Annotated in this window: 23 protein-coding genes; 10 read left to right on the top strand and 13 right to left on the bottom strand. The window is 58.5% G+C overall.

What is annotated here, in order from left to right; translation table 11 throughout:
* Positions 1-46: 46 nt before the first annotated feature.
* On the bottom strand, positions 47-1,015 hold the full coding sequence (gene speB, locus DK510_RS08395) for an agmatinase (protein ID WP_109311697.1): 969 nt from the start codon (positions 1,013-1,015) through the stop codon (positions 47-49).
* 13 nt (positions 1,016-1,028) lie between these two features.
* Positions 1,029-2,192: a M20 aminoacylase family protein gene (locus DK510_RS08390; protein WP_109311696.1), complete on the bottom strand. Its 1,164-nt coding sequence runs from the start codon at positions 2,190-2,192 to the stop codon at positions 1,029-1,031.
* A 66-nt stretch (positions 2,193-2,258) separates the two neighbouring features.
* On the opposite strand from DK510_RS08390, the gene mazG reads away from it, so the two are divergent.
* The 3 genes from mazG to DK510_RS08375 all read left to right on the top strand — a co-directional run bounded on the left by mazG (position 2,259) and on the right by DK510_RS08375 (position 4,567).
* Positions 2,259-3,116, top strand: a complete 858-nt coding sequence (gene mazG / locus DK510_RS08385; RefSeq protein ID WP_109311885.1) for a nucleoside triphosphate pyrophosphohydrolase — start codon at positions 2,259-2,261, stop codon at positions 3,114-3,116.
* A gap of 63 nt (positions 3,117-3,179) precedes the next feature.
* Complete coding sequence (locus DK510_RS08380; protein WP_109311695.1) at positions 3,180-4,121, top strand: nucleoside hydrolase; 942 nt, start codon at positions 3,180-3,182, stop codon at positions 4,119-4,121.
* A complete protein-coding gene (locus DK510_RS08375; RefSeq protein ID WP_109311694.1) occupies positions 4,118-4,567 on the top strand; it encodes an N-acetyltransferase in 450 nt (149 codons plus the stop codon). The genes DK510_RS08380 and DK510_RS08375 overlap by 4 nt, the downstream gene beginning before the upstream one ends.
* Positions 4,568-4,615: 48 nt before the next feature.
* Here the strand turns inward: DK510_RS08375 and DK510_RS22960 are convergent, their stop codons facing one another.
* From DK510_RS22960 to DK510_RS08350, 6 genes are all read right to left on the bottom strand, one after another.
* Complete coding sequence (locus tag DK510_RS22960; protein ID WP_186437364.1) at positions 4,616-4,783, bottom strand: hypothetical protein; 168 nt, start codon at positions 4,781-4,783, stop codon at positions 4,616-4,618.
* Positions 4,784-4,934: 151 nt separating this feature from the next.
* Positions 4,935-5,474, bottom strand: coding sequence for a GNAT family N-acetyltransferase (locus DK510_RS08370; RefSeq protein ID WP_109311884.1), 540 nt, complete (start codon positions 5,472-5,474; stop codon positions 4,935-4,937).
* A gap of 46 nt (positions 5,475-5,520) precedes the next feature.
* Positions 5,521-6,798: a phosphopyruvate hydratase gene (gene eno, locus DK510_RS08365; RefSeq protein ID WP_109311693.1), complete on the bottom strand. Its 1,278-nt coding sequence runs from the start codon at positions 6,796-6,798 to the stop codon at positions 5,521-5,523.
* Positions 6,799-6,943: 145 nt separating this feature from the next.
* Complete coding sequence (locus tag DK510_RS08360) at positions 6,944-7,825, bottom strand: DMT family transporter (RefSeq protein WP_109311692.1); 882 nt, start codon at positions 7,823-7,825, stop codon at positions 6,944-6,946.
* A 136-nt stretch (positions 7,826-7,961) separates the two neighbouring features.
* The gene (locus DK510_RS08355; protein WP_058277587.1) at positions 7,962-8,375 is read right to left on the bottom strand and encodes a Fur family transcriptional regulator; all 414 of its coding nucleotides are present in this window, start codon (positions 8,373-8,375) and stop codon (positions 7,962-7,964) included.
* A 71-nt stretch (positions 8,376-8,446) separates the two neighbouring features.
* Complete coding sequence (locus DK510_RS08350; RefSeq protein WP_109311691.1) at positions 8,447-9,151, bottom strand: endonuclease/exonuclease/phosphatase family protein; 705 nt, start codon at positions 9,149-9,151, stop codon at positions 8,447-8,449.
* 14 nt (positions 9,152-9,165) lie between these two features.
* Between DK510_RS08350 and DK510_RS08345 the strand changes: the two genes are divergently transcribed.
* From DK510_RS08345 to DK510_RS08335, 3 genes are all read left to right on the top strand, one after another.
* Positions 9,166-9,348 (top strand): hypothetical protein, encoded by a 183-nt coding sequence (locus DK510_RS08345; protein WP_109311690.1) that lies wholly within the window; start codon positions 9,166-9,168, stop codon positions 9,346-9,348.
* Between the two features lie 8 nt (positions 9,349-9,356).
* Positions 9,357-10,244 (top strand): DMT family transporter, encoded by an 888-nt coding sequence (locus DK510_RS08340; RefSeq protein WP_160116485.1) that lies wholly within the window; start codon positions 9,357-9,359, stop codon positions 10,242-10,244.
* A gap of 85 nt (positions 10,245-10,329) precedes the next feature.
* Positions 10,330-11,301 carry a cation transporter gene (locus DK510_RS08335; protein ID WP_109311688.1) on the top strand — a complete coding sequence of 324 codons (972 nt, stop codon included), beginning with the start codon at positions 10,330-10,332 and terminating at the stop codon, positions 11,299-11,301.
* A gap of 11 nt (positions 11,302-11,312) precedes the next feature.
* On the opposite strand, the gene DK510_RS08330 is transcribed toward DK510_RS08335, so the two are convergent.
* The gene (locus DK510_RS08330; RefSeq protein ID WP_109311883.1) at positions 11,313-12,731 is read right to left on the bottom strand and encodes a YdiU family protein; all 1,419 of its coding nucleotides are present in this window, start codon (positions 12,729-12,731) and stop codon (positions 11,313-11,315) included.
* 85 nt (positions 12,732-12,816) lie between these two features.
* Here DK510_RS08330 and DK510_RS08325 point away from each other — a divergent pair, with 85 nt between their 5' ends.
* Together DK510_RS08325 and DK510_RS08320 are read left to right on the top strand one after the other, a co-directional pair.
* Positions 12,817-13,236 carry a cupin domain-containing protein gene (locus DK510_RS08325; RefSeq protein WP_109311687.1) on the top strand — a complete coding sequence of 140 codons (420 nt, stop codon included), beginning with the start codon at positions 12,817-12,819 and terminating at the stop codon, positions 13,234-13,236.
* Positions 13,237-13,239: 3 nt separating this feature from the next.
* Positions 13,240-14,142: a fatty acid desaturase gene (locus tag DK510_RS08320; protein ID WP_109311686.1), complete on the top strand. Its 903-nt coding sequence runs from the start codon at positions 13,240-13,242 to the stop codon at positions 14,140-14,142.
* A 96-nt stretch (positions 14,143-14,238) separates the two neighbouring features.
* Here the strand turns inward: DK510_RS08320 and DK510_RS08315 are convergent, their stop codons facing one another.
* The 3 genes from DK510_RS08315 to DK510_RS08305 form a co-directional block, all read right to left on the bottom strand.
* On the bottom strand, positions 14,239-14,631 hold the full coding sequence (locus DK510_RS08315) for a VOC family protein (protein ID WP_109311685.1): 393 nt from the start codon (positions 14,629-14,631) through the stop codon (positions 14,239-14,241).
* Positions 14,600-14,935 carry a winged helix-turn-helix domain-containing protein gene (locus tag DK510_RS23615; protein WP_109311684.1) on the bottom strand — a complete coding sequence of 112 codons (336 nt, stop codon included), beginning with the start codon at positions 14,933-14,935 and terminating at the stop codon, positions 14,600-14,602. The genes DK510_RS08315 and DK510_RS23615 overlap by 32 nt, the downstream gene beginning before the upstream one ends.
* A gap of 155 nt (positions 14,936-15,090) precedes the next feature.
* Positions 15,091-16,149: an anhydro-N-acetylmuramic acid kinase gene (locus DK510_RS08305; RefSeq protein ID WP_370246267.1), complete on the bottom strand. Its 1,059-nt coding sequence runs from the start codon at positions 16,147-16,149 to the stop codon at positions 15,091-15,093.
* 209 nt (positions 16,150-16,358) lie between these two features.
* Between DK510_RS08305 and DK510_RS08300 the strand changes: the two genes are divergently transcribed.
* Positions 16,359-17,627 (top strand): MFS transporter, encoded by a 1,269-nt coding sequence (locus DK510_RS08300; protein ID WP_109311682.1) that lies wholly within the window; start codon positions 16,359-16,361, stop codon positions 17,625-17,627.
* Between the two features lie 91 nt (positions 17,628-17,718).
* Positions 17,719-18,972: a tyrosine--tRNA ligase gene (gene tyrS / locus DK510_RS08295; protein WP_109311882.1), complete on the top strand. Its 1,254-nt coding sequence runs from the start codon at positions 17,719-17,721 to the stop codon at positions 18,970-18,972.
* A gap of 102 nt (positions 18,973-19,074) precedes the next feature.
* On the opposite strand, the gene DK510_RS08290 is transcribed toward tyrS, so the two are convergent.
* Positions 19,075-19,503: hypothetical protein (locus tag DK510_RS08290; RefSeq protein ID WP_200833225.1), on the bottom strand; the 429-nt coding region annotated here is incomplete at its 5' end.

The following is a 19,503-nucleotide window of genomic DNA, read 5'->3' as shown; positions in this document are numbered from 1 at the left end:
TCCGGCTTTTGGTTAATCAGATACCGGAAAGATGGCTAACCAAAGGTTAATCCTGCACCAGCTTGTTCCACCCCAGCAGGCAAATGATCTGAGTCGCCACATGAGCACCTGCAATGGCCGTGGCACCTGACGTGTCGTAGGGCGGCGACACTTCGACCACGTCCCCGCCTTTGATATTAATCCCGGCAATGTCGCGCAGGATGATCTGCGCCTGAATGGAACTCAGTCCGCCCCAAACGGGCGTGCCGGTGCCGGGGGCAAAGGCCGGGTCCAGGCCGTCGATGTCAAAGCTCAGATAGACCGGGCTGTCGCCCAAAATACCTTTGATTTTTTTCGCCACTGCGGCGGGGCCGGATTCGTAGACTTCGCGCGCGTCGATGATGTTGACGCCCAGAGTATCCTCGTTGGTCGTGCGGATACCAACCTGAACCGAGCGTTTCGGGTCCACGATGCCGGATTTCACCGCCTTGTAGAACATCGTCCCGTGATCCACGCGGGACATGTCGTCATCGGCCCAAGTGTCGGTATGCGCATCGAATTGCAGCAGAGACATCGGCCCGTATTTCTCGGCATAGGCCTTGAGGATCGGGAAGCTGATATAGTGGTCCCCGCCTAATGTGACCGAAGACACATCAACGGCCAAAATAGTGCGGATGTGGTCGGTCAACGTATCGGGAAAGGCTGGGATATTGGCATAGTCATAAGCCATGTCTCCATAATCCACGATTGCCAGTTCGCTGAGCGCATCGAAGGGCCAGCCGTAGGGCGCATCGGGCGATTGCAAAGCGCTGGCCTCGCGGATTGCGCGGGGGCCAAGTCGGGTGCCGGGTCGGTTCGTCACGGCCTGATCAAAGGGCACACCGGTCACGGCGATATCCACGCCTTTCAAGTCCTTGGTATAGAGACGGCGCAGGAACGATGTCGCGCCGCCAAAGGTGTTTTCGTAGGACAGCCCTTTGAGATCAGGGTTGGTGAAGGCCTCGTCTACCTGATTTTTTGCGTCTTCCAGTGCCATATCTTCCCCCCGATCAGCCCAGCGGCTGTGCCTTTTCGACGATCCGCGCAAAGAACGAAGCGCCGACCGGCGCGATCTCGTCGTTGAAATTGTATTTCGGATGGTGCAGCCCGGCGCTCTCGCCCTGCCCCAAAAACAGATAGGCGCCGGGGCGCGATTGCAGCATGTACGAGAAATCCTCGGCCCCCATTTCGCGGCCCATGTTGCCCACCACACGCTCGGCCCCGGACACGTCGCGGGCCACCTCGGCGGCAAATCCGGCCTTTTCGCCATCGTTGATCGTGGCCGGGTAGTTCTTCTCGTAATCCAGCCGCGCCTCGACTCCGTATGAGGTCGCCTGCCCCTGTACGATTTGCTCCATACGCTCGATCACCATCTGCTGAACATTTGGATCGAAGGTTCGGACAGTGCCGTTGATGAAAGCCGTATCGGGGATCACGTTATTCACCGTCCCGGTGTGGATTTGCGTGACCGAGACGACCAGGTCGTCCAGCGCATAGTTGTTGCGGCTGACAATCGTCTGGATCGCCTGCGCAATGCCGCAGGCCGCCATCACCGGGTCTCGGGCTTCATGCGGCATGGCACCGTGACCACCAACGCCTTGAATATGAACCTCGAACGTATCCACCGCCGCCATGATCGGCCCCGGAGTGGTGTGAAACGCGCCAACGGGCAGGTTTGGCGCATTGTGCAGAGCGTAGACCTGAGAAATATCGAACCGATCCATGATGCCTTCTTCGACCATCACGCCCGCACCGCCGCCTTCTTCTTCGGCTGGCTGAAAGATCAGCGCCACGCGGCCACGAAAGTTCCGTGTCTCGGCCAGATAACGCGCCGCACCCAACAGCATCGTAGTATGCCCGTCATGACCGCAGGCGTGCATCTTGCCCGGATTGGTCGAGGCGTATTCGACGCCCGTTTCCTCAGGGATCGGCAGCGCGTCCATATCGGCCCGCAGACCAATCGTAGGCCCCTCACCCCGCCCGCTGATGATCGCGACGATCCCGGTCTTGGCAATACCTTCGTGCAGCTCGTCCACTCCGAATTCGCGCAGACGGTCCGCTACGAACGCTGCAGTTTCATGGCATTCGAACTCCAACTCGGGGATCGAATGCAAGTGTTTGCGCCATGCGGCCATATCGGCTGAGTAATCGGCAATTCGGTTGACGACGGGCATCTGGGGTGGACTCCTGATCGGGACTGCGGAATGGATGCATCTGACACCGGAACGAAAGGGTTCGCAATGGCCGAAAATCCTCTGATCCACGACAGCGATGCAGGTATCGAGCGCCTGTTGGAAATCATGCGCCGTCTGCGTGACCCGCAAACGGGCTGCCCGTGGGATATCGAACAGGATTTTGCCACCATCGCCCCCTACACGATTGAGGAGGCCTATGAGGTCGCCGACGCCATCGAGCGCGAAGCCTATGATGAGCTGAAAGGCGAGCTGGGCGACCTGCTGTTCCAGTCGGTTTTTCACGCACAAATGGCCGAAGAAGCCGGGCATTTCACCTTTCAGGACGTGGTGCAGACCATGTCGGACAAGATGGTCGACCGTCACCCGCATGTATTTGGCGATGAATCCCGCGATAAATCAGCGGACCAGCAGACCGTGGATTGGGAAACCATCAAGGCGGCAGAGCGCGCCGGCAAGGAACAGAAAGGCGCGCTGGACGGTGTCGCGGCCAACCTGCCTGCCTTATTGCGCGCGCACAAGCTGCAGAAACGCGCGGCCCGCGTGGGGTTTGACTGGCCTGATGCCAGCCATGTGCTGGCCAAGATCACGGAAGAGGCTGCAGAGCTGGAGGAAGCGCGCAATGCTAAGGACGCAGACGCGCTGGAGGATGAATTCGGCGATCTTCTGTTCGTGATGGTCAATCTGGGCCGTCATCTGGGCATCGAACCCGAGGCCGCCCTGCGCCGCACCAACGCCAAGTTCACACGCCGGTTCGAGCAGGTCGAGGCGCGGCTGGCTGCGCGCGGAAAAACGCCGTCGCAAAGCGATTTGGAAGAAATGGATTCGCTGTGGGACGAGGTCAAAATTGAAGAGCACCGCGCCAATGGCAAACTCCCGCCGGTAGGTGCGACGACCGAGGTCTGAAACCGCTGGACAAGCGTGGTGACACTTGCGAGTGTCCGCGCTTCAATACCCCGGAGGCAAAGCATGGCACCGCGCAAGATCATCATCGACACCGATCCCGGGCAGGACGACGCAGTCGCCATCTTGCTGGCATTGGCAAGTCCGGAAGAGATTGATGTTCTGGGCATTACCGCCGTTGCCGGGAACGTGCCGCTGGAACTGACGGCCAAGAATGCGCGGATCGTCTGTGAACTGGCCGGCCACACACATATCCCTGTTTATGCTGGGTGTGACCGCCCGCTAAACCGCCCTCTGGTCACCGCAGAACATGTGCACGGCAAGACCGGCCTAGACGGCCCCGTCCTGCCCGATCCGGAAATGCCGCTGGCTGACGGGCACGCGGTCGACTTCATCATCGACATCCTGCGCGCGCATGAGCCGGGAACCGTAACGCTTTGCCCGCTCGGCCCGCTGACCAACATCGCATCCGCCTTTCAAAAAGCGCCAGATATTGTTGATCGGGTACAGGAAATCGTTCTGATGGGCGGTGCGTATTTTGAGGTTGGCAACATCACCCCGGCAGCGGAATTCAACATCTACGTCGATCCCGAAGCTGCTGATATTGTGTTTAAATCCGGCGTTCATGTCGTCGTTATGCCGCTAGACGTGACCCACGATGCGCTGGTCACGAAACATCGCAATGACGCCTTCCGCGCGCTCGACAGTAAGGTCGGGCATGCCGTGGCCGAGATGACTGATTTCTTCGAACGTTTCGATATAGAGAAATACGGCTCGGAAGGCGCGCCGCTGCACGACCCGTGCGTGACCGCCTATCTGATCCGGCCCGAATTGTTTTCAGGCCGACACATCAATGTTCAGATCGAAACGCAATCCGAACTGACGATGGGCATGACCGTCGCTGATTGGTGGCGCGTGACAGACCATCCGCCCAATGCAATGTTCATTGGGGAAATCGACGCTGACGGTTTCTTTGCCCTGCTGACCGAACGGCTGGCCCGACTATGAGCGCCGCACTTCGCCTTGCGCGCCCCGAAGATCTGGACCGCCTGATGGGCCTGGTGACCGCGTTCCACACCGAAGCAGGGATCGCGCAGGACATGGACCAGACCCGCAATGCGCTGATCCCCTTACTAGAGGGTATTCCCCACGGTTGCGTCTATCTGATCGGCCCAGGGCGCGCGCCGCTGGGCTATGTCATCCTGACCTTCGGCTGGTCGGTCGAATTTGGCGGCATGGACGGCTTCATAGACGAAATCTACATCCGCCCGGCCGTTCGCGGCCGTGGCATCGCCACCGAAGTGCTGCTTGACCTGCCCAAGGCTCTGGCCGAGGCCGGTCTGACCGCCCTTCACCTAGAAGTTGATCGCACGAACGAGGCTGCGCATAAGCTGTACTTGCGCACCGGCTTCAAACCGCGCGATCGCTATGTCTTGATGAGCCGAAAGCTCTAAAACGGTCAGATACTTACGGGCGTCGCCGCCCGTCCCCCCGTGAAGGCCCTAGCGGGCTTCACCGCGATACATGTATGACGGCGTTTCCATACCCAGAACCGGGTCACTTGCGGACACCGCCTCCCCGGTGATCGGATAAGTACCAGGCCCTGCACAGGCCGCCAAAAATACAGTGCTGATCACTGAAGCTACGAGAAGGATTTTCGAACCAGTCATGTCGTTTCCCTTTCTGTAATGCAAGCACATTACGAGACACCGGGATCGGACAAATAGGTAAAAGTTCACACAAAATTGAATTTATGTAGGTGTATTTCTAACAAGATTGATTTTTACAAGCGATAACAACGCGTAAGACTTTGAAAAAAAATCACTCGATTTGCGAATTTTCCGCCTGAGCACCGGACAAAGGCATCTCAAAAAACAATAAGGTGTCTTTCGCGATCTCCGGAATCTCGGAATATGCGTCGCGCAGTTGGAAGCCCATCGACAGGTACAGACGCGTTGCCGATTCCAATGGTTTGCCCGTGTCCATGCGAATGCAGTCAAACCCCTGTTCACGGCACTGTTCAATCAAGGACATCATAACCGCATATCCTGCCCCTGTCCCTCGGGCGGCGTTATTTACAAACACCCGTTTTATTTCGGCAATGCCCGGCCCGATTGTCCGGAACATTCCGCACCCAACGGCATGTCCATCCTTTAGAACCAGCCGCACACCACCGCCCGGTGGGGCGTGTTCGACTTCGATCTCGTCCATCAGCCGGGCATAAACGTCGCGGGGATAAAAGGTTTTTACGACGCGCACGGACTTGGCGTCCAACGTCAGCAGGAAGTCGCGATATTCCCAACACAAACGCCGAACCTCATCAAAGTGGTCCGGCGTTTCAGCTTCGATGACTTTAAGCAAAACACGATCCTCGAAAAACACGAGGATCAGTCTAGCATTATTGACCTCAGTTGCGAAGGATCGACGCGCCTGCGTATTCCGCAACTTCACCCAGCGATTCCTCGATGCGGATCAGCTGGTTGTACTTGGCCAACCGGTCCGACCGCGCCAGCGAGCCGGTTTTGATCTGACCGCAATTGGTCGCAACCGCCAGATCGGCAATGGTCGCATCCTCGGTTTCGCCCGAGCGGTGCGACATCACGTTGGTATACCGTGCACGGTGCGCCATATCGACGGCACGAAGTGTTTCAGTCAGCGATCCGATCTGGTTCACCTTGACCAGCATCGAGTTGGCACAGCCGCGCTTGATCCCTTCGGCCAGACGCACGGGGTTGGTCACGAACAGGTCGTCGCCCACCAGCTGCACCTTGTCGCCAATCATGTCGGTCAGAGCTTTCCAGCCGTCCCAGTCATCTTCGGACATGCCATCTTCGATGGAAATGATCGGATAGTCATTGACCAAAGCCGCCAGGTAAGCCGCATTCTCGTCCGAGCTCAGAGAGATCCCCTCGCCCGCCAGCACGTATTTGCCGTCTTTGAAGTATTCGGTCGCCGCGCAATCCAGCGCCAGATGGATTTCCTCACCCGGCTTGTAGCCTGCCTTTTCAATGGACTGCAGGATGAAGTCCAGCGCCTCGCGGGTGGACGCGATGTTGGGCGCAAAGCCGCCCTCGTCGCCAACACCGGTGGCCAGACCAGCCGCCGACAACTCACGTTTCAGCGTGTGGAACACCTCGGAGCCCATGCGCACAGCTTCGCGGATATTCGCGGCCGAGGTCGGCATGATCATGAATTCCTGAATGTCGATCGGGTTGTCGGCATGCTCACCACCGTTGATGATGTTCATCATCGGCACTGGCAAAACGCGGGCCGACGTACCGCCGACGTAGCGATATAGAGGTTGCGTGGTGAAATCTGCCGCAGCCTTGGCTGTGGCCAGCGAGACGCCCAGAATGGCGTTTGCGCCCAGACGGCTCTTGTTCTCGGTCCCGTCCAGTTCGATCATTGCGCCGTCGATGGCGACCTGCTCGGTCGCGTCATAGCCGACCAGTTCTTCGGCGATCTCACCGTTCACAGCGGCGACAGCTTCAAGCACGCCTTTGCCCATATAGCGCGACTTGTCACCGTCACGCTTTTCCACCGCTTCGTACGCACCGGTTGACGCGCCCGAAGGCACAGCAGCGCGGCCCATGGTGCCGTCTTCCAGAATCACGTCCACTTCGACGGTTGGGTTGCCCCGGCTGTCAAGGATTTCGCGTGCGTGGATGTCGATGATGGTGCTCATGAGGCCCGTCCCTGTGGCTGCATTTGGTTGCATGCCTCATAACATCACCGGGCCAAAAGTAAACCAGTCATGTTACCGCTAACAGGTATATTCATGAGGGTTTAGGGCTAACAGCCACGTGTTTGCGCCAACGTGCGACGATCCGTCAGGCCGCAACCGCCATTGTGCGCGCCAGCCGGCGTTCGCGGATAAAGGTGTACATGCCCGATCCGAGGATCAACGCGGCACCGGCCACCGTCATCAGATCGGGCCGTTCGCCAAACATCAGCATCCCTGCCGCGATGGAAAACACGAGCCGGCTGTACCGGAAAGGTGTCAGGGCCGAGGCCTCTCCGATCCGCATGGCCGTCACGATGCCGTAATATCCCAGGACGCCAAAGCCGATTGCCCCCAGATACGGACCTACTTGCGTGGATTGCAGTGGAACAACTGGCTGAGCCAGAAACACCATCAGAACCACCCCGGCAAGGGCAACGGCGATATAGGCCTGCATGGCAACAACGGACGAGGCCACACGGACGTCCAGTTTGCGTGTAATCAGATCACGCGCGGCGATCGCAATTACGGTCGCGACAACGAACAGCGACTCGGGCTGAAACCCTTCCAAACCCGGGCGAATAATCATCAAGACACCAATAAAGCCTATTCCGATGGCGCTCCAACGTCGCCAACCGACCTGCTCGCCCAAAAACAGTGCCGCCCCCATAGTCACTGCCAGCGGCATCGCCTGAAAGACGGCAGCAACGGTGGACAGCTCGACCAGCGACAGCGCGGTAACAAAGGTCAGCGCTCCTACCGCCTCGGTCCCTGCCCGCGCCAGCGGCAGACCTTTCCACGCCTCCGGATCAAAGATGCGTTTACGCGTGGCCAATGACATCAGTACGAACACCAGCCCGCAGACCAGACCCAAAGCGATCATGATCTGACCCGTGGGTACAGTGATCGACAGATGCTTGATGAACATGTCCTCAAGTGCGAAGGCCGCCATCGATCCGATGATCAGCAAGATGCCGTGTACGTTGTTCATACGCGTGTCCGTTGAGATGGCGCGGGAAATTCCGCGACCTTAAGTCAGCAAAACCGTATCATCCGCGACGCCGCAAGCGATATTGCGACATGTTTCATGAATTGCCGTGCGGCAACCAATCGCGTTTCGTGATGGATCAGCCCTGTTTCAGCGGCACGCCGTACAGTTCCAACCGATGCCCTTTCAGCTTGTACCCAAGCTTGGCTGCGATCTTTTCCTGCAGGGCCTCGATCTCGGGATCGACAAATTCGATCACTTCCCCCGACTGCATGTCGATCAGATGGTCGTGGTGGTCCCTCTCGGCATCCTCATAGCGGGCGCGCCCATCACCGAATTCCAACCGCTCAAGAATCCCTGCCTCTTCGAACAGCTTCACGGTGCGATAGACCGTGGCGATCGAGATACCCGAATCCACCTTAGAGGCGCGGGCGTACAGCTCTTCCACATCCGGATGGTCATCACTTTGCTGCAACACCTGAGCAATTGTGCGGCGCTGACCCGTCATGCGGAGACCTTTGGCTTCGCAACGGGCGATGATCGTGTCGGACATAGTGACCCTCAGAGTAGTTCGGGTTTCTGTCTTAATACGTCTGCGCCGCTGGCGCCACAGGGGATTTGCGCCTAAGCGACCTTGCGAAGATCAGCCCAGATCGGCAGGTGATCTGATGCGATATGCGCAGGCCGCGCTTTGTGGACGCCATGCACAACGGCCTCAAGCCCAGCTCCCAGCGCGATCCGGTCCAGTGCGCCCAGAGGCTGTGCAGCCGGGAAACTGGGAACCGGGGGCAAAAATCGCATGTCGGGTGCAAGATGATCGAGCACCGGCTGGCGCGACCACTCGTTGAAATCTCCGGCCCATACGGTAGGCATCTGATCCAGATCCTCATCGCAGCGCCGGAGTTGATGGATCTGCTGCCGCCGAGAAGCGGGCAGAAGACCCAGATGCATCCCCATCACCCGAAGCGGCCCGATCTGGGTGTCGAACTCGACCCGAACTGCACCGCGAGGTTCCAGCCCGGGCAAATCATGGTGAGCGGTCTGGCGCACGTCAATTTTGTCACCGCGCCAGATGACCGCGTTGCCGTGCCAGCCCAAGCTGCCTGCGCCCCCCAGGTCGACAATCTGCCAACCGGCTTCATCCAACATGAAATGTGGCAAGGCAGCGGGTCGCGGCGGTAGCCTTTTGTCGGCCTCTTGCAGCACCACAATATCAGCCTGCATGCCTTCAATGACCTGCATGATGCGCTGAGGCTGGCGGCGAAAATCCAACCCGACGCATTTCTGGATGTTATAGCTTGCAATCCGCAGGGTTGATTGAGGCGACATAAGGTTCCGATCAAATGGACGAACCCCAAAGTGCCATGCTGGTGGCCGGGCGCAACCCCAGTCTTCTGCAGGAGCGGCAAATAAGAGCTTTTCGCGCTGCCAAAGTGCCCAATATTCAGGCAGGCGGCGCGATCAGGAATGCTGCGCTTGATCAACAGGGTGGCGATACTCTATCCCCGTGGAACGCGTCCAATTGAGGCCTGAAGTGGTTTCCAGCAACACACTCTCGAGCAACCGCACCTGGGCAAGCATTGTCCTAGTGATCGGTGGCATGATGTGGGGTCTCTATTGGATCCCCGTTCGGTTTTTCTATGATCTGGGCCTGACCGGGCCCTGGCCGGGTATTGCGATGTATAGCGTTGCGCTGCTGGGCCTAGTTCCCTTCATCCGGAAAGAGAGAGGGACGCTGGCCCTGCAATGGCGCGATCTGGTGTTCAGCGGTATGTTCACCGGCGCGGCCTTCAGTCTTTATTCCATCAGTCTTGTCTATACGGATGTGGTGCGGTCGATCCTGTTATTCTACCTCACCCCGATCTGGGGCACGATTCTGGGCCGGGTGTTTCTGGGTGAACGCCTGACTCTGGGGCGGCTTGCGGGCCTTGCCTGCGGTGTCGGCGGTCTATTCGTCGTGCTGGGCGACTCGGGTGGTATCCCGCTGCCCCAAAACAGCGGCGATTGGATGGCGTTGGCCTCGGGCATGTGCTGGGCGCTGGGTACGTTGGGGCTGTACCAAACCAGTACGATCTCAGCCTCGGGTCAGGTCTTTGCCTTTGTCGCAGGCGCGCTGATCCTTTCTCTGGTCAGCCTCACGGTTCTGCCCGAACCTGTATTGCCAACAATTGTGCAGGCGGATCTTCTTTGGACCCTTCAGTTTGTGCTGCTGTCGGCCTTCTACACCTTACCCATGGTGTTCATGACAATCTGGCCCGCAACCAAACTGTCCCCTGCCCGCGTCGGCATCCTCCTTATGAGCGAGGTTGTCGTCGGCTTGGCCTCGGCCGCCGCGTTCTCGGGCGAGCCGTTCGGGTTGCGCGAGCTGTTGGGCGCTATCCTGATTGTCAGTGCTGCGGTGCTTGAAATCGTGCGGGACTAGGACAACCCACCATCGCAGGTGTTGGCCTATCCCCCTCGAACGGGTATCTGTTGCGGAGTTTGATGCCCTATCAGGACGTTACCAGATGTCGATGCCAAATGCAGAACGCAGAAAGCAGCTTGAGGGGCGCGCGCTCATCATCGCCATGGGCGGCAACCTGTTCATGGGCGCGGCTGGTATACTGGCCGGGATTCTGTCGAACTCTAATGCGATCATGATGGATGGTCTGTATTCACTGGTCGGCTTTGGATCGGCATTTCTGGGCCGTCGTATCAGCCTGAAGATAGATGCAGGCCCCGACAAGCGCCGCCCCTTTGGCTATGCAGCGGATGAAGCGATCTTTTCCACCTTCCGCTCTTTGTCCTTGTTGGGATTGGTGCTGTTTGCCATCTCGAACGCGACTAAGAACATCTACAGCTACTACAACGGCATGATGCCCGAACCGCTGATATTCGGTCCGATGTTCATCTATTTTGCCGCCATTGGCCTGACCTGCGTTTTGCTGTGGGCGTTTCACTATTTCACTTGGCGGAAGACCGGGAAGGCCAGCGCAATCCTGCGGTTGGAATCCAAGGCGGCACTGTTCGATGGCCTGTTCACCGCAGCTGCAGCAATTGGCCTTGGAGCAATATACCTGTTCCGGGATGGTGCCCTATCTTCAATCGCACCCGTCGGCGACTCGATCATCGTGCTGTTCCTGTGCGTTCTGGCCATCGGATCATATCTGCGCGATTTCCGCGGCGGGCTGGGAGAGCTGGCAAACGCCACCGCAAGCCCCGAACTTCTTGCTGCTGCGCGTCGTGCCTTGCGCCCGGCAATCGCAGAGGACGGTGGCGCATTGCGAGATATGTCCGTAACCAAGCAAGGTCGGACCATTCTGATCACCGTCTACTACAACCCGCTGCGCGCGATTACCGCCGAAGACGTCGACACCCTGAACCTGCGCATGGTCCGCGATGCGCGCAGGGCAATCGACGGGGCGGATGTCTACCTGATGATCTCGCAATACGCCCGCCGTTGGCCGGATGAGGTCAATCCCTATCATGATGAGGCCTGAGCGCCAGAACTTCAGGTTCCACAGAACGTCGCATGGACAACTTCGGTCTCTGATGGCGGGCGTTTCAGATCATCCGTATCGGACTGATCCTCATAAGGTCGCGCCAGAACAGCGTTCAGCCTTTGGAACGGTTCGTAATCGCCCTGAACGGCCGACTGTATCATTTGTTCAACCCGGTGATTGCGCGGAATGAAAGCCGGGTTTGCGGCGGACATTACGGTGGATGGGTCCTGCTCACGCCCCAAACGCGCGTTCCACCCTTCGGACCATTCGTCGTACGCCGCAGGATTGGTGAACTGATCACGTGCGGCATCACTGCCCAGCGCCCTGAAGGTGTTGGTGAAATCCGCTTGGTTCTGCGCCATGCGCGTCAGCAGATCCGAGATCAGTTCCGGATCGCCCTCTTCCTCGTTCATCAACCCGATCTTGGCCCGGAACCGCTTCAACCAGCTCTCTTGTAGCTGCGCAGGCATGGCGTGTACAATCTCGGTCGCTTCTTCGACGGCTGCGTCCTTGTCTTCCATCTGCTGGATCAACGCCGTCGCCAATTGCGCCACATTCCAAACGGCGATGTCAGGCTGGTTGGAATAGGCATAGCGCCCCATCCGGTCGATCGAACTGTAAACCGTGTTCGGATGATAGCTGTCCATTAAAGCGCAGGGCCCATAATCGATGGTCTCACCCGCGATTGAGCAATTGTCGGTGTTCATCACCCCATGGATAAAGCCAACACCCATCCATGCCGCGATCAGCCGCGATTGCGCCTCCACCACCACGCGCAGCAGGCCCATCGGGCCATCCGCGTCAGGATAGTGGCGGTCTATTGCGTATTCCGTCAGGCGGCGCAGGCTGTCCAGTTGGCCACGCGCGGCGAAAACTTGGAATGTCCCGACCCGCAGATGGCTTTGCGCCACACGGGTCAGAACCGCACCGGGCATCGGCCCCTCGCGCAGCACAATCTCTCCGGTCTCAACTGCCGCCAGCGCGCGGGTCGTCGGGATGCCCAGCGCATGCATTGCCTCGGACACCACGTATTCCCGCAACACCGGTCCCAGCCATGCGCGGCCATCCCCCTGACGGCTGAACGGCGTTGGACCGGACCCTTTGAGCTGGATATCCCGGCGGAGGCCATCTGTCCCGATCGTTTCGCCCAGCAGAACAGCGCGGCCGTCGCCAAGCTGCGGGTTATAATTGCCGAACTGATGTCCCGAATAAAGCTGCGCAATCGGCTCTGCGCCTTCGGGCAGCGTGTTGCCAGCGAAGGCTTCAGCCATCTCCTCTACCTCCCCCGGTGTGACCTTCAATACCTTCGCCAATTCCGAGTTGAATGCGATCAGGCGTGGGGCACGCACAGGTATAGGTGCCTGCCGCGCATAAAAGCTGTTGGGAAGGCGAGCGTAGCTGTTGTCAAACGGGATCGTCAGGGTCATGCGGCAAACATATTCCTTGCGGACACGAATACCATAGCGGATCGCACCTTCCCGTGCATAATCATCGCAAAAGACAAGAGGCCCCATGACCGCTCAAGAGATCATCGACCACCTGAAACTGGAACAACACCCCGAGGGTGGCTGGTTTCGCGAAACCTGGCGCGCGGATAACGCGGGCCGCGCCACCGGCACCTGCATCTATTTCCTGTTGGCCGCTGGTGAAAGCAGCCACTGGCACCGCGTGGACGCCACCGAAATCTGGCTCTACCACTCAGGTGCTCCGCTGATCCTGTCGCTGAGCGCTACGGATGACGGTCCAGCCACCGTTCACATCCTAGGCCCAGACCTTTCAAAGGGCGCACCGCAATTGATCGTGCCCGAAAACCACTGGCAGGCAGCGCGCACCACCGGAGACTATACGTTGGTCAGTTGCACTGTTTCGCCCGGGTTCCAGTTTGACGGTTTCGAACTGGCCGAGCCAGGGTTCGACATAGCGCGCGGATGATGCATGGATCACCGCGCCCTCATAGCGTCGCTGCCACCCGAGACCAAAGATCAGCTACAACGGCGCTCGGACACAGCAGGTCTGCGTCATCTTCTGGGCTATCTGGTGTTACTGTCCGCCACCAGCGCGGGTATCGCGTGGCGGGTCCCTCTCTGGCCGGTCCTGATCCTGCCACAGGGTGTCTTGTTGGTGTTTCTGTTCACGCTCAGCCATGAATGCACCCATAAGACCCCGTTCAAGACCGGCTGGCTGAACGACGCTGTCGGACATCTTGTTTCAGTTCCAATCGCCCTGCCCTTTACGTGGTTTCGATATTTTCACCTAGCGCACCACAAATGGACGAACCACCCGGAGAAAGACCCCGAGCTTGGCGGCAAGCCACGACCGCAGGACCGGCTGAGCCTGCTGATCTACCTGTCCGGCTGGCCCTATTGGAAAGGCATGGCACTTGTCCTGTATCAAAACGCCTTTGGTCGCATCGACGCCCCGTACTTACCTGCGCGCCAACACACCGCCATGCGGGCTGAGGCACGTCTGCTACTGATACTCTACGCGGTCGCAGCCCTAAGCCTGCTCCTGTCGCCGCTGCTCCTCTGGCTTTGGATTTTTCCCGTTCTGCTGGGGCAACCATTCCTGCGCCTCTACCTACTGGCGGAACACGGCCTGTGTCCGCCAGTCGCCAACATGCTCGAGAACTCGCGCACCACGTTCACCAACCGGATCGTGCGTTTTGTGGCCTGGAACATGCCCTATCACGCCGAACACCACGCCTTTCCGAATGTGCCCTTCCACCAGCTGCCTGCATTGCACGGCTGGACGCGGGAACATTTGAAGTCGACTTCGTACGGATACTCGCAGTTTACAAGTAATTATGTACGAAGCGTGAAGCGCCAATCATTCATCTAGTTGGTTACGGATTGGCTGCATTGAGCCCGAAGCGACCGATGCTGCGTATAGACCAAACGGTAGCTTTCGGTACGTCCGGCAAAGGAATAGGTTTGTTCAGGCGTCTTTCATCTGGATCAACTGGATCAGGTTGCCACAGGTGTCATCAAAAACAGCCATGTGAACTGCGCCGGCATCCATTGGTTCGGTGGTAAACTCCACTCCTCGGTCGGTCAGCTTCTTCCACTCGGCATCGAGGTCTTGCACCTGAAATGAATGTGCCGCGATTCCATCGGCAACGATAGCTTCCTTGAACGGGCTCGTGGCGGGATGGTCGCTTGGTTCAAGTAGCAGCTCTGTTCCATCTGGGTCTTCTTCTGAAACAACCGTCAGCCAACGATTGGTGCCCAGTGGAATATTGTGTTTCACTTTGAAGCCGAGCACTTCGGTATAGAATTTTTCGGCCTTGTCTTGGTCGTCAACAAAGACACTGGTGACATAAATTTTCATGTCTTAGTTCCTTTCGGTTGTATTTTGTAAGCCACGATGCCGCAGCGATGTCGTCGTTGCTTACGCTCAAAGAATGCGCCTTCGTTCGCCCCTTCCATTCGACCTCGATCAATCCCGCCTTCTCTAAGACAGCAAGATGCTGGGAGACCGTCTGTCGGGACAAAGCGATTCCATCCTCTGCAACCGAAGCCGCGCATACCTCGAATAACGATTGAGCTGGCCTTTTGCTCAGATGGTCGATGATGCGACGACGGGTGCTGTCTGAAAGAGCTTTGAAGATTAAGTCTAGCTGGTCATCTGTCATAGGTCCTATATGCAGTTAGATTACTACATGTAAAGTGCAGTAATTTTACTGCATAACGGCTGAAGTAGAAAAGGGGACGTTTCAGGCTGGTAAACGAACGACGGAAAAGTCCTCAAAGCGAAGTCCGGGCATTCACCTATTAACCAACCGCCCCATTACGCAACCGAACTCACAACCCCACCACCGACCAGCGCTTTCACACCTGTCGTCCCTGGACACGACGTCGGCAGCCTGCGGGCGACGCGTGCCGCCAGATAGGCGAAGGCCTGCGCTTCAAGCATATCTCCGTCCAGACCCACGGCCTCGACTGGTTCGACCGGGCAGTCCAATGCAACGCGCAGCATCTCCATCAATACCGGGTTGTGTCTACCGCCTCCAGTGACCAACAGTCGCGAGGGTGGTTTGGGGCAATGCTCCATCCCCTGCACTACGCCCGCTGCACACATACCCGTCAGAGTAGCCACAGCGTCCGCATCGCTGAGCTCTTGCACCAGTTTGATCATCTCGGAAAAGTCGTTCCGGTCCAGTGATTTCGGCGGCATACGGGTGAAAAAAGGCTCGGACAAAAACAGTTCGAGCGCGCCTGTCTCAACGGTGCCACCCCGCGCGACGGCTCCGTCGCGATCCATCGGCAGGCCCAAACGCGCCTGCATCAGATCGTCAACCGGTGCATTCGCGGGACCAGTGTCAAACGCCAGCAACGCGCCCGGGGCTTCGGGGCCATCGAAACTTGGGTCCACATAAGTCAGGTTCCCGACACCGCCAAGGTTCAGAAAGCACAGCGGTTGGGTTGCTTCGATCCACTTGGCGCAGGCAAAATGAAAGAAAGGCGCCAACGGGGCGCCTTCGCCCCCCATCGCCACATCATCGCTGCGGAAATCCCAGACGACCGGCACGCCCAACGCCTGAGCCAGCCCTTTCCCGTCGCCCACCTGCAACGTCCCGCGCCCGCTCGGTTCATGAGCGAGAGTTTGGCCGTGCACACCGATCAGGTCGACCTCATCGAATTCAGACAGCGCCTCGGCATGGGCCAAGGTGACAAGCTCTGCCGCGGCATCCACGTCCGGCCCGTGCCACTGCCCTAAAGCGGCGCGCAGAACCGCACGCTCCTCATCGGAGTAGGCACGATACCCACTTGGACCAAATCCCAAAATCCGGTGCCCGTCCGTTTCGACGACCGCGGCATCCACCCCATCCATCGAAGTGCCGGACATCGCGCCCAAAACCCTGATCGCACCTGTTCGTTTGATGGCCCGCCCCACGGTGATCTCTCCTGCCGAATTATGTGTGTACCGTCATGGTTGATCGGCACAGCCCGTTTAACCTGCCCCTTCCGCCGAAGCCAAGGCAAGACGGTTCCCGCGAGGGTCGCGCTTTTTCCCGACAATTTGGTATAAGGAACACAAATTGGACTTAGTGGCATATGGCAGACACGTATTCGCAGAAACAACCCTCTGAAGGCCGGAACTATTTCCTGATCTTCTGGTCCGGTGCTCTGGCCACGATCGGAGGGCAGTTGATCAACCCAAATCTGGTGTTGCCGTTCCTGTATCTGGCTCTGGGCGCGCCAACGTTTTTTGCAGGAATGCTCCTGCCGTTTGTCACCGGATCGCGCCTGATTGCCGAGATCTTTGTTGCGCCCTTCATCAATCGGGCAACCCGCGCCAAGCTGGCCGTCTACGCACCGAACCTTTTGACGGCCGCAGTATTGGCGGCGGTGGCCCTGTTTTCAACAAAACTGCCCAGTGTGATGATCGTACTGCTGTTCCTGACCACCGCGATGGTCCTGGGATTGTGCCAGGGGATCACCAGCCTTGGAACCAGCCAGATCTACGGCATTTCAGTCCCCGAAGCGAAACGGAATCGGATGGTGTTTGCGCAGGCCACCATCTCGGGCGTTTTGGCCATCATCGTTGTTCTGATCACGCGCGACCTGTTGTCCGGGGACCAACCGATGCAGCGCCACATCGTCGTTCTGTGGTGCGGCGTGATTGCCATGTTTGCCGCAGGTGTTGCCTTTGCAGGGGTGCGACTGCTTGAGGATGAACAGCGCGCCCCTTTGCCGGAGCCGAATAAAAATCCCAAGCCCCTGGCCGAGTTGGCGACCGGATTCAAAACCGGTATGGCTTATCCGTGGTATCGCAAGTTTCTTTCGGCCCGACTGATCTTTGTATCGGTCGAGCTGGCGATGCCCTTCTACACGATCCATGCTGCGACGCTGCATATGGGGACCAAGCATTCGCTCAGCTATTTTGTCATAGGGGCCAGCCTTGGGATGGTGATCGGTTCGCTTTTGTGGGGATGGATCAGCGATCGTGTCTCGGTCAAACCTGTGATGTGGCTGGGATGCATGATCGCCGCAATCTCGGCCCTGATGGCGCTTGGCTTTACGTTCCTCGGTTACGCTCAGAACGTCTGGGTCTACGCGCTTGTGATCCTGCTGCTATCGCTGAGCGGGAATGGGGTGACCTACGGGCGCTACCTGTATCTCATTCAGATGAGCGTTGAAAAAGAGCGCCCCTATCTGGTCGCGCTGGGGGATGTCAGCGCTGGTCTTGTTGGAATTGTTTTTGCTGCGATCCTTGGGGCAGTCGCGCATTTGCATGATCCAATCACGCCGATTGTTGTCCTTGTGGTGTTGAACACCATCGCAATGCTCTATGCCTTCCGCTTGCCCCCGGTCAAAAGCTGACACAGCCCGCGTTTTCTTGGAAATGGTGCCTTTTCCTTACCCAATGCGCCGCCTATACAGTGCCCCGCAACATAAACCCAAAGGGCGCGATATGACCTACCACCCCAAATCGGATTTCATCGCCACGATGATCGAGCGCGGCTTTCTCGCCGACTGCACCGATTATCAGGGCCTTGACGAGGCGCTGATCAGTGGGTGCAAACCGGCCTATATCGGCTTTGATGCTACGGCCAAGTCGTTGCATGTGGGCAGCCTGATTCAGATCATGATGCTGCGCTGGCTCCAGAAAACTGGCCACCAGCCAATCACCCTTATGGGCGGCGGCACCACCAAGGTGGGCGACCCGTCGTTCCGTGCGGATGAACGCCCCCTGCTGGGTCCCGAACAGATCGACGAGAACATTGCGGGCATCAAAAAGGTGTTCTCGGCCTATATCGACTATGACAGCGACGCCGAAAACAAGGCGCTGATGCTGAACAATGCCGAATGGCTGGATGGCCTGAACTACCTTGATTTCCTACGCGATATCGGGCGGCATTTCTCTGTCAACCGAATGCTGGCGTTTGAATCGGTGAAATCACGGCTTGATCGCGAGCAATCTCTGTCATTCCTCGAATTCAACTACATGATCTTGCAGGCCTATGACTTCCTTGAGCTGAACCGCCGCTATGGCTGCGTTCTACAGATGGGTGGAAGTGACCAGTGGGGCAACATCGTCAACGGTATCGACCTGACGCGTCGCGTTCTGGATCACGAGATCTACGGCCTGACTTCGCCGCTTCTGACCACCAGCGACGGCAAGAAGATGGGCAAGTCGCAAGACGGTGCGGTCTGGCTGAACGCCGAGATGCGCTCGCCTTACGAATTCTGGCAGTTCTGGCGGAATACGACTGACGCGGATGTTAGCCGTTTCCTGAAGCTTTACACCGAAATGCCGGTGGATGAGTGTGATCGGTTGGGCGCGCTGCAAGGGTCCGAGATCAACGAGGCCAAGATCCGCCTCGCCAACGAAGTCACCGCCCTGCTGCACGGAACTGAGGCTGCGGCCAACGCCGAGGCCACGGCCCGTGAAGTGTTCGAAAAAGGCGGTGTTGGGGACGATCTTCCGACCCTGACCCTCAGCGCGGATGAATTAGGCGAAGGCATGTCCATCGTGCAAGTCATCGTGAAATCGGGTCTGGCAAAGTCCGGTAAAGAGGCCAAACGGCTGATCGCGGAAAACGGTGCCAAGCTGGATGACGCTCCGTTGACGGATGCCGGGTTGATAATCGACGCGGGTGCTCTTTCGTCGCCAATCAAGCTGAGCGCAGGTAAGAAGCGCCACGCGTTGGTTCAACTGGGCTAGCGGGCCAGTCACCATGAAGTAAACGAAACGGCCACCCTTTGCGGTGGCCGTTTTTTGTTTTAGGTATCGGCTAAGCTTAGACTCGCCCTTGCGAGAACTGCGTCACCTTTCGTCATCGTGGGCATTGTTACCTTGGCCTGGGCTATTGCCTTCCGGCCCGTTGCCGCCACCGTTGTTCCCTTTACTGCCGCCCTTACCGTCGCCGCCTTTGCCGCCGCCTTTGCCGTCGCCGCCCTTGCCGCCGCCTTTGCCGCCACCTTTGCCGTCGCCGCCTTTGCCGCCACCTTTGCCGTCGCCGCCTTTGCCGCCGCCTTTGCCGCCACCTTTGCCGTCGCCGCCCTTGCCGCCGCCTTTGCCGCCACCTTTGCCGTCGCCGCCCTTGCCGCCGCCTTTGCCGCCACCTTTGCCGTCGCCGCCCTTGCCGCCGCCTTTGCCGCCACCTTTGCCGTCGCCGCCACCATCATTGCCGCCGCCATCATCGCCGCCACCATCGTTGCCGCCGCCATCATCGCCGCCGCCATCGTCGCCGCC

The organism is Ruegeria sp. AU67 (assembly GCF_900312795.1).
Taxonomy (GTDB): Bacteria; Pseudomonadota; Alphaproteobacteria; order Rhodobacterales; family Rhodobacteraceae; genus Ruegeria; species Ruegeria atlantica.
Note: the sequence above shows the minus strand (reverse complement) of the source record. Positions and strands in the feature narration are given on the sequence as shown.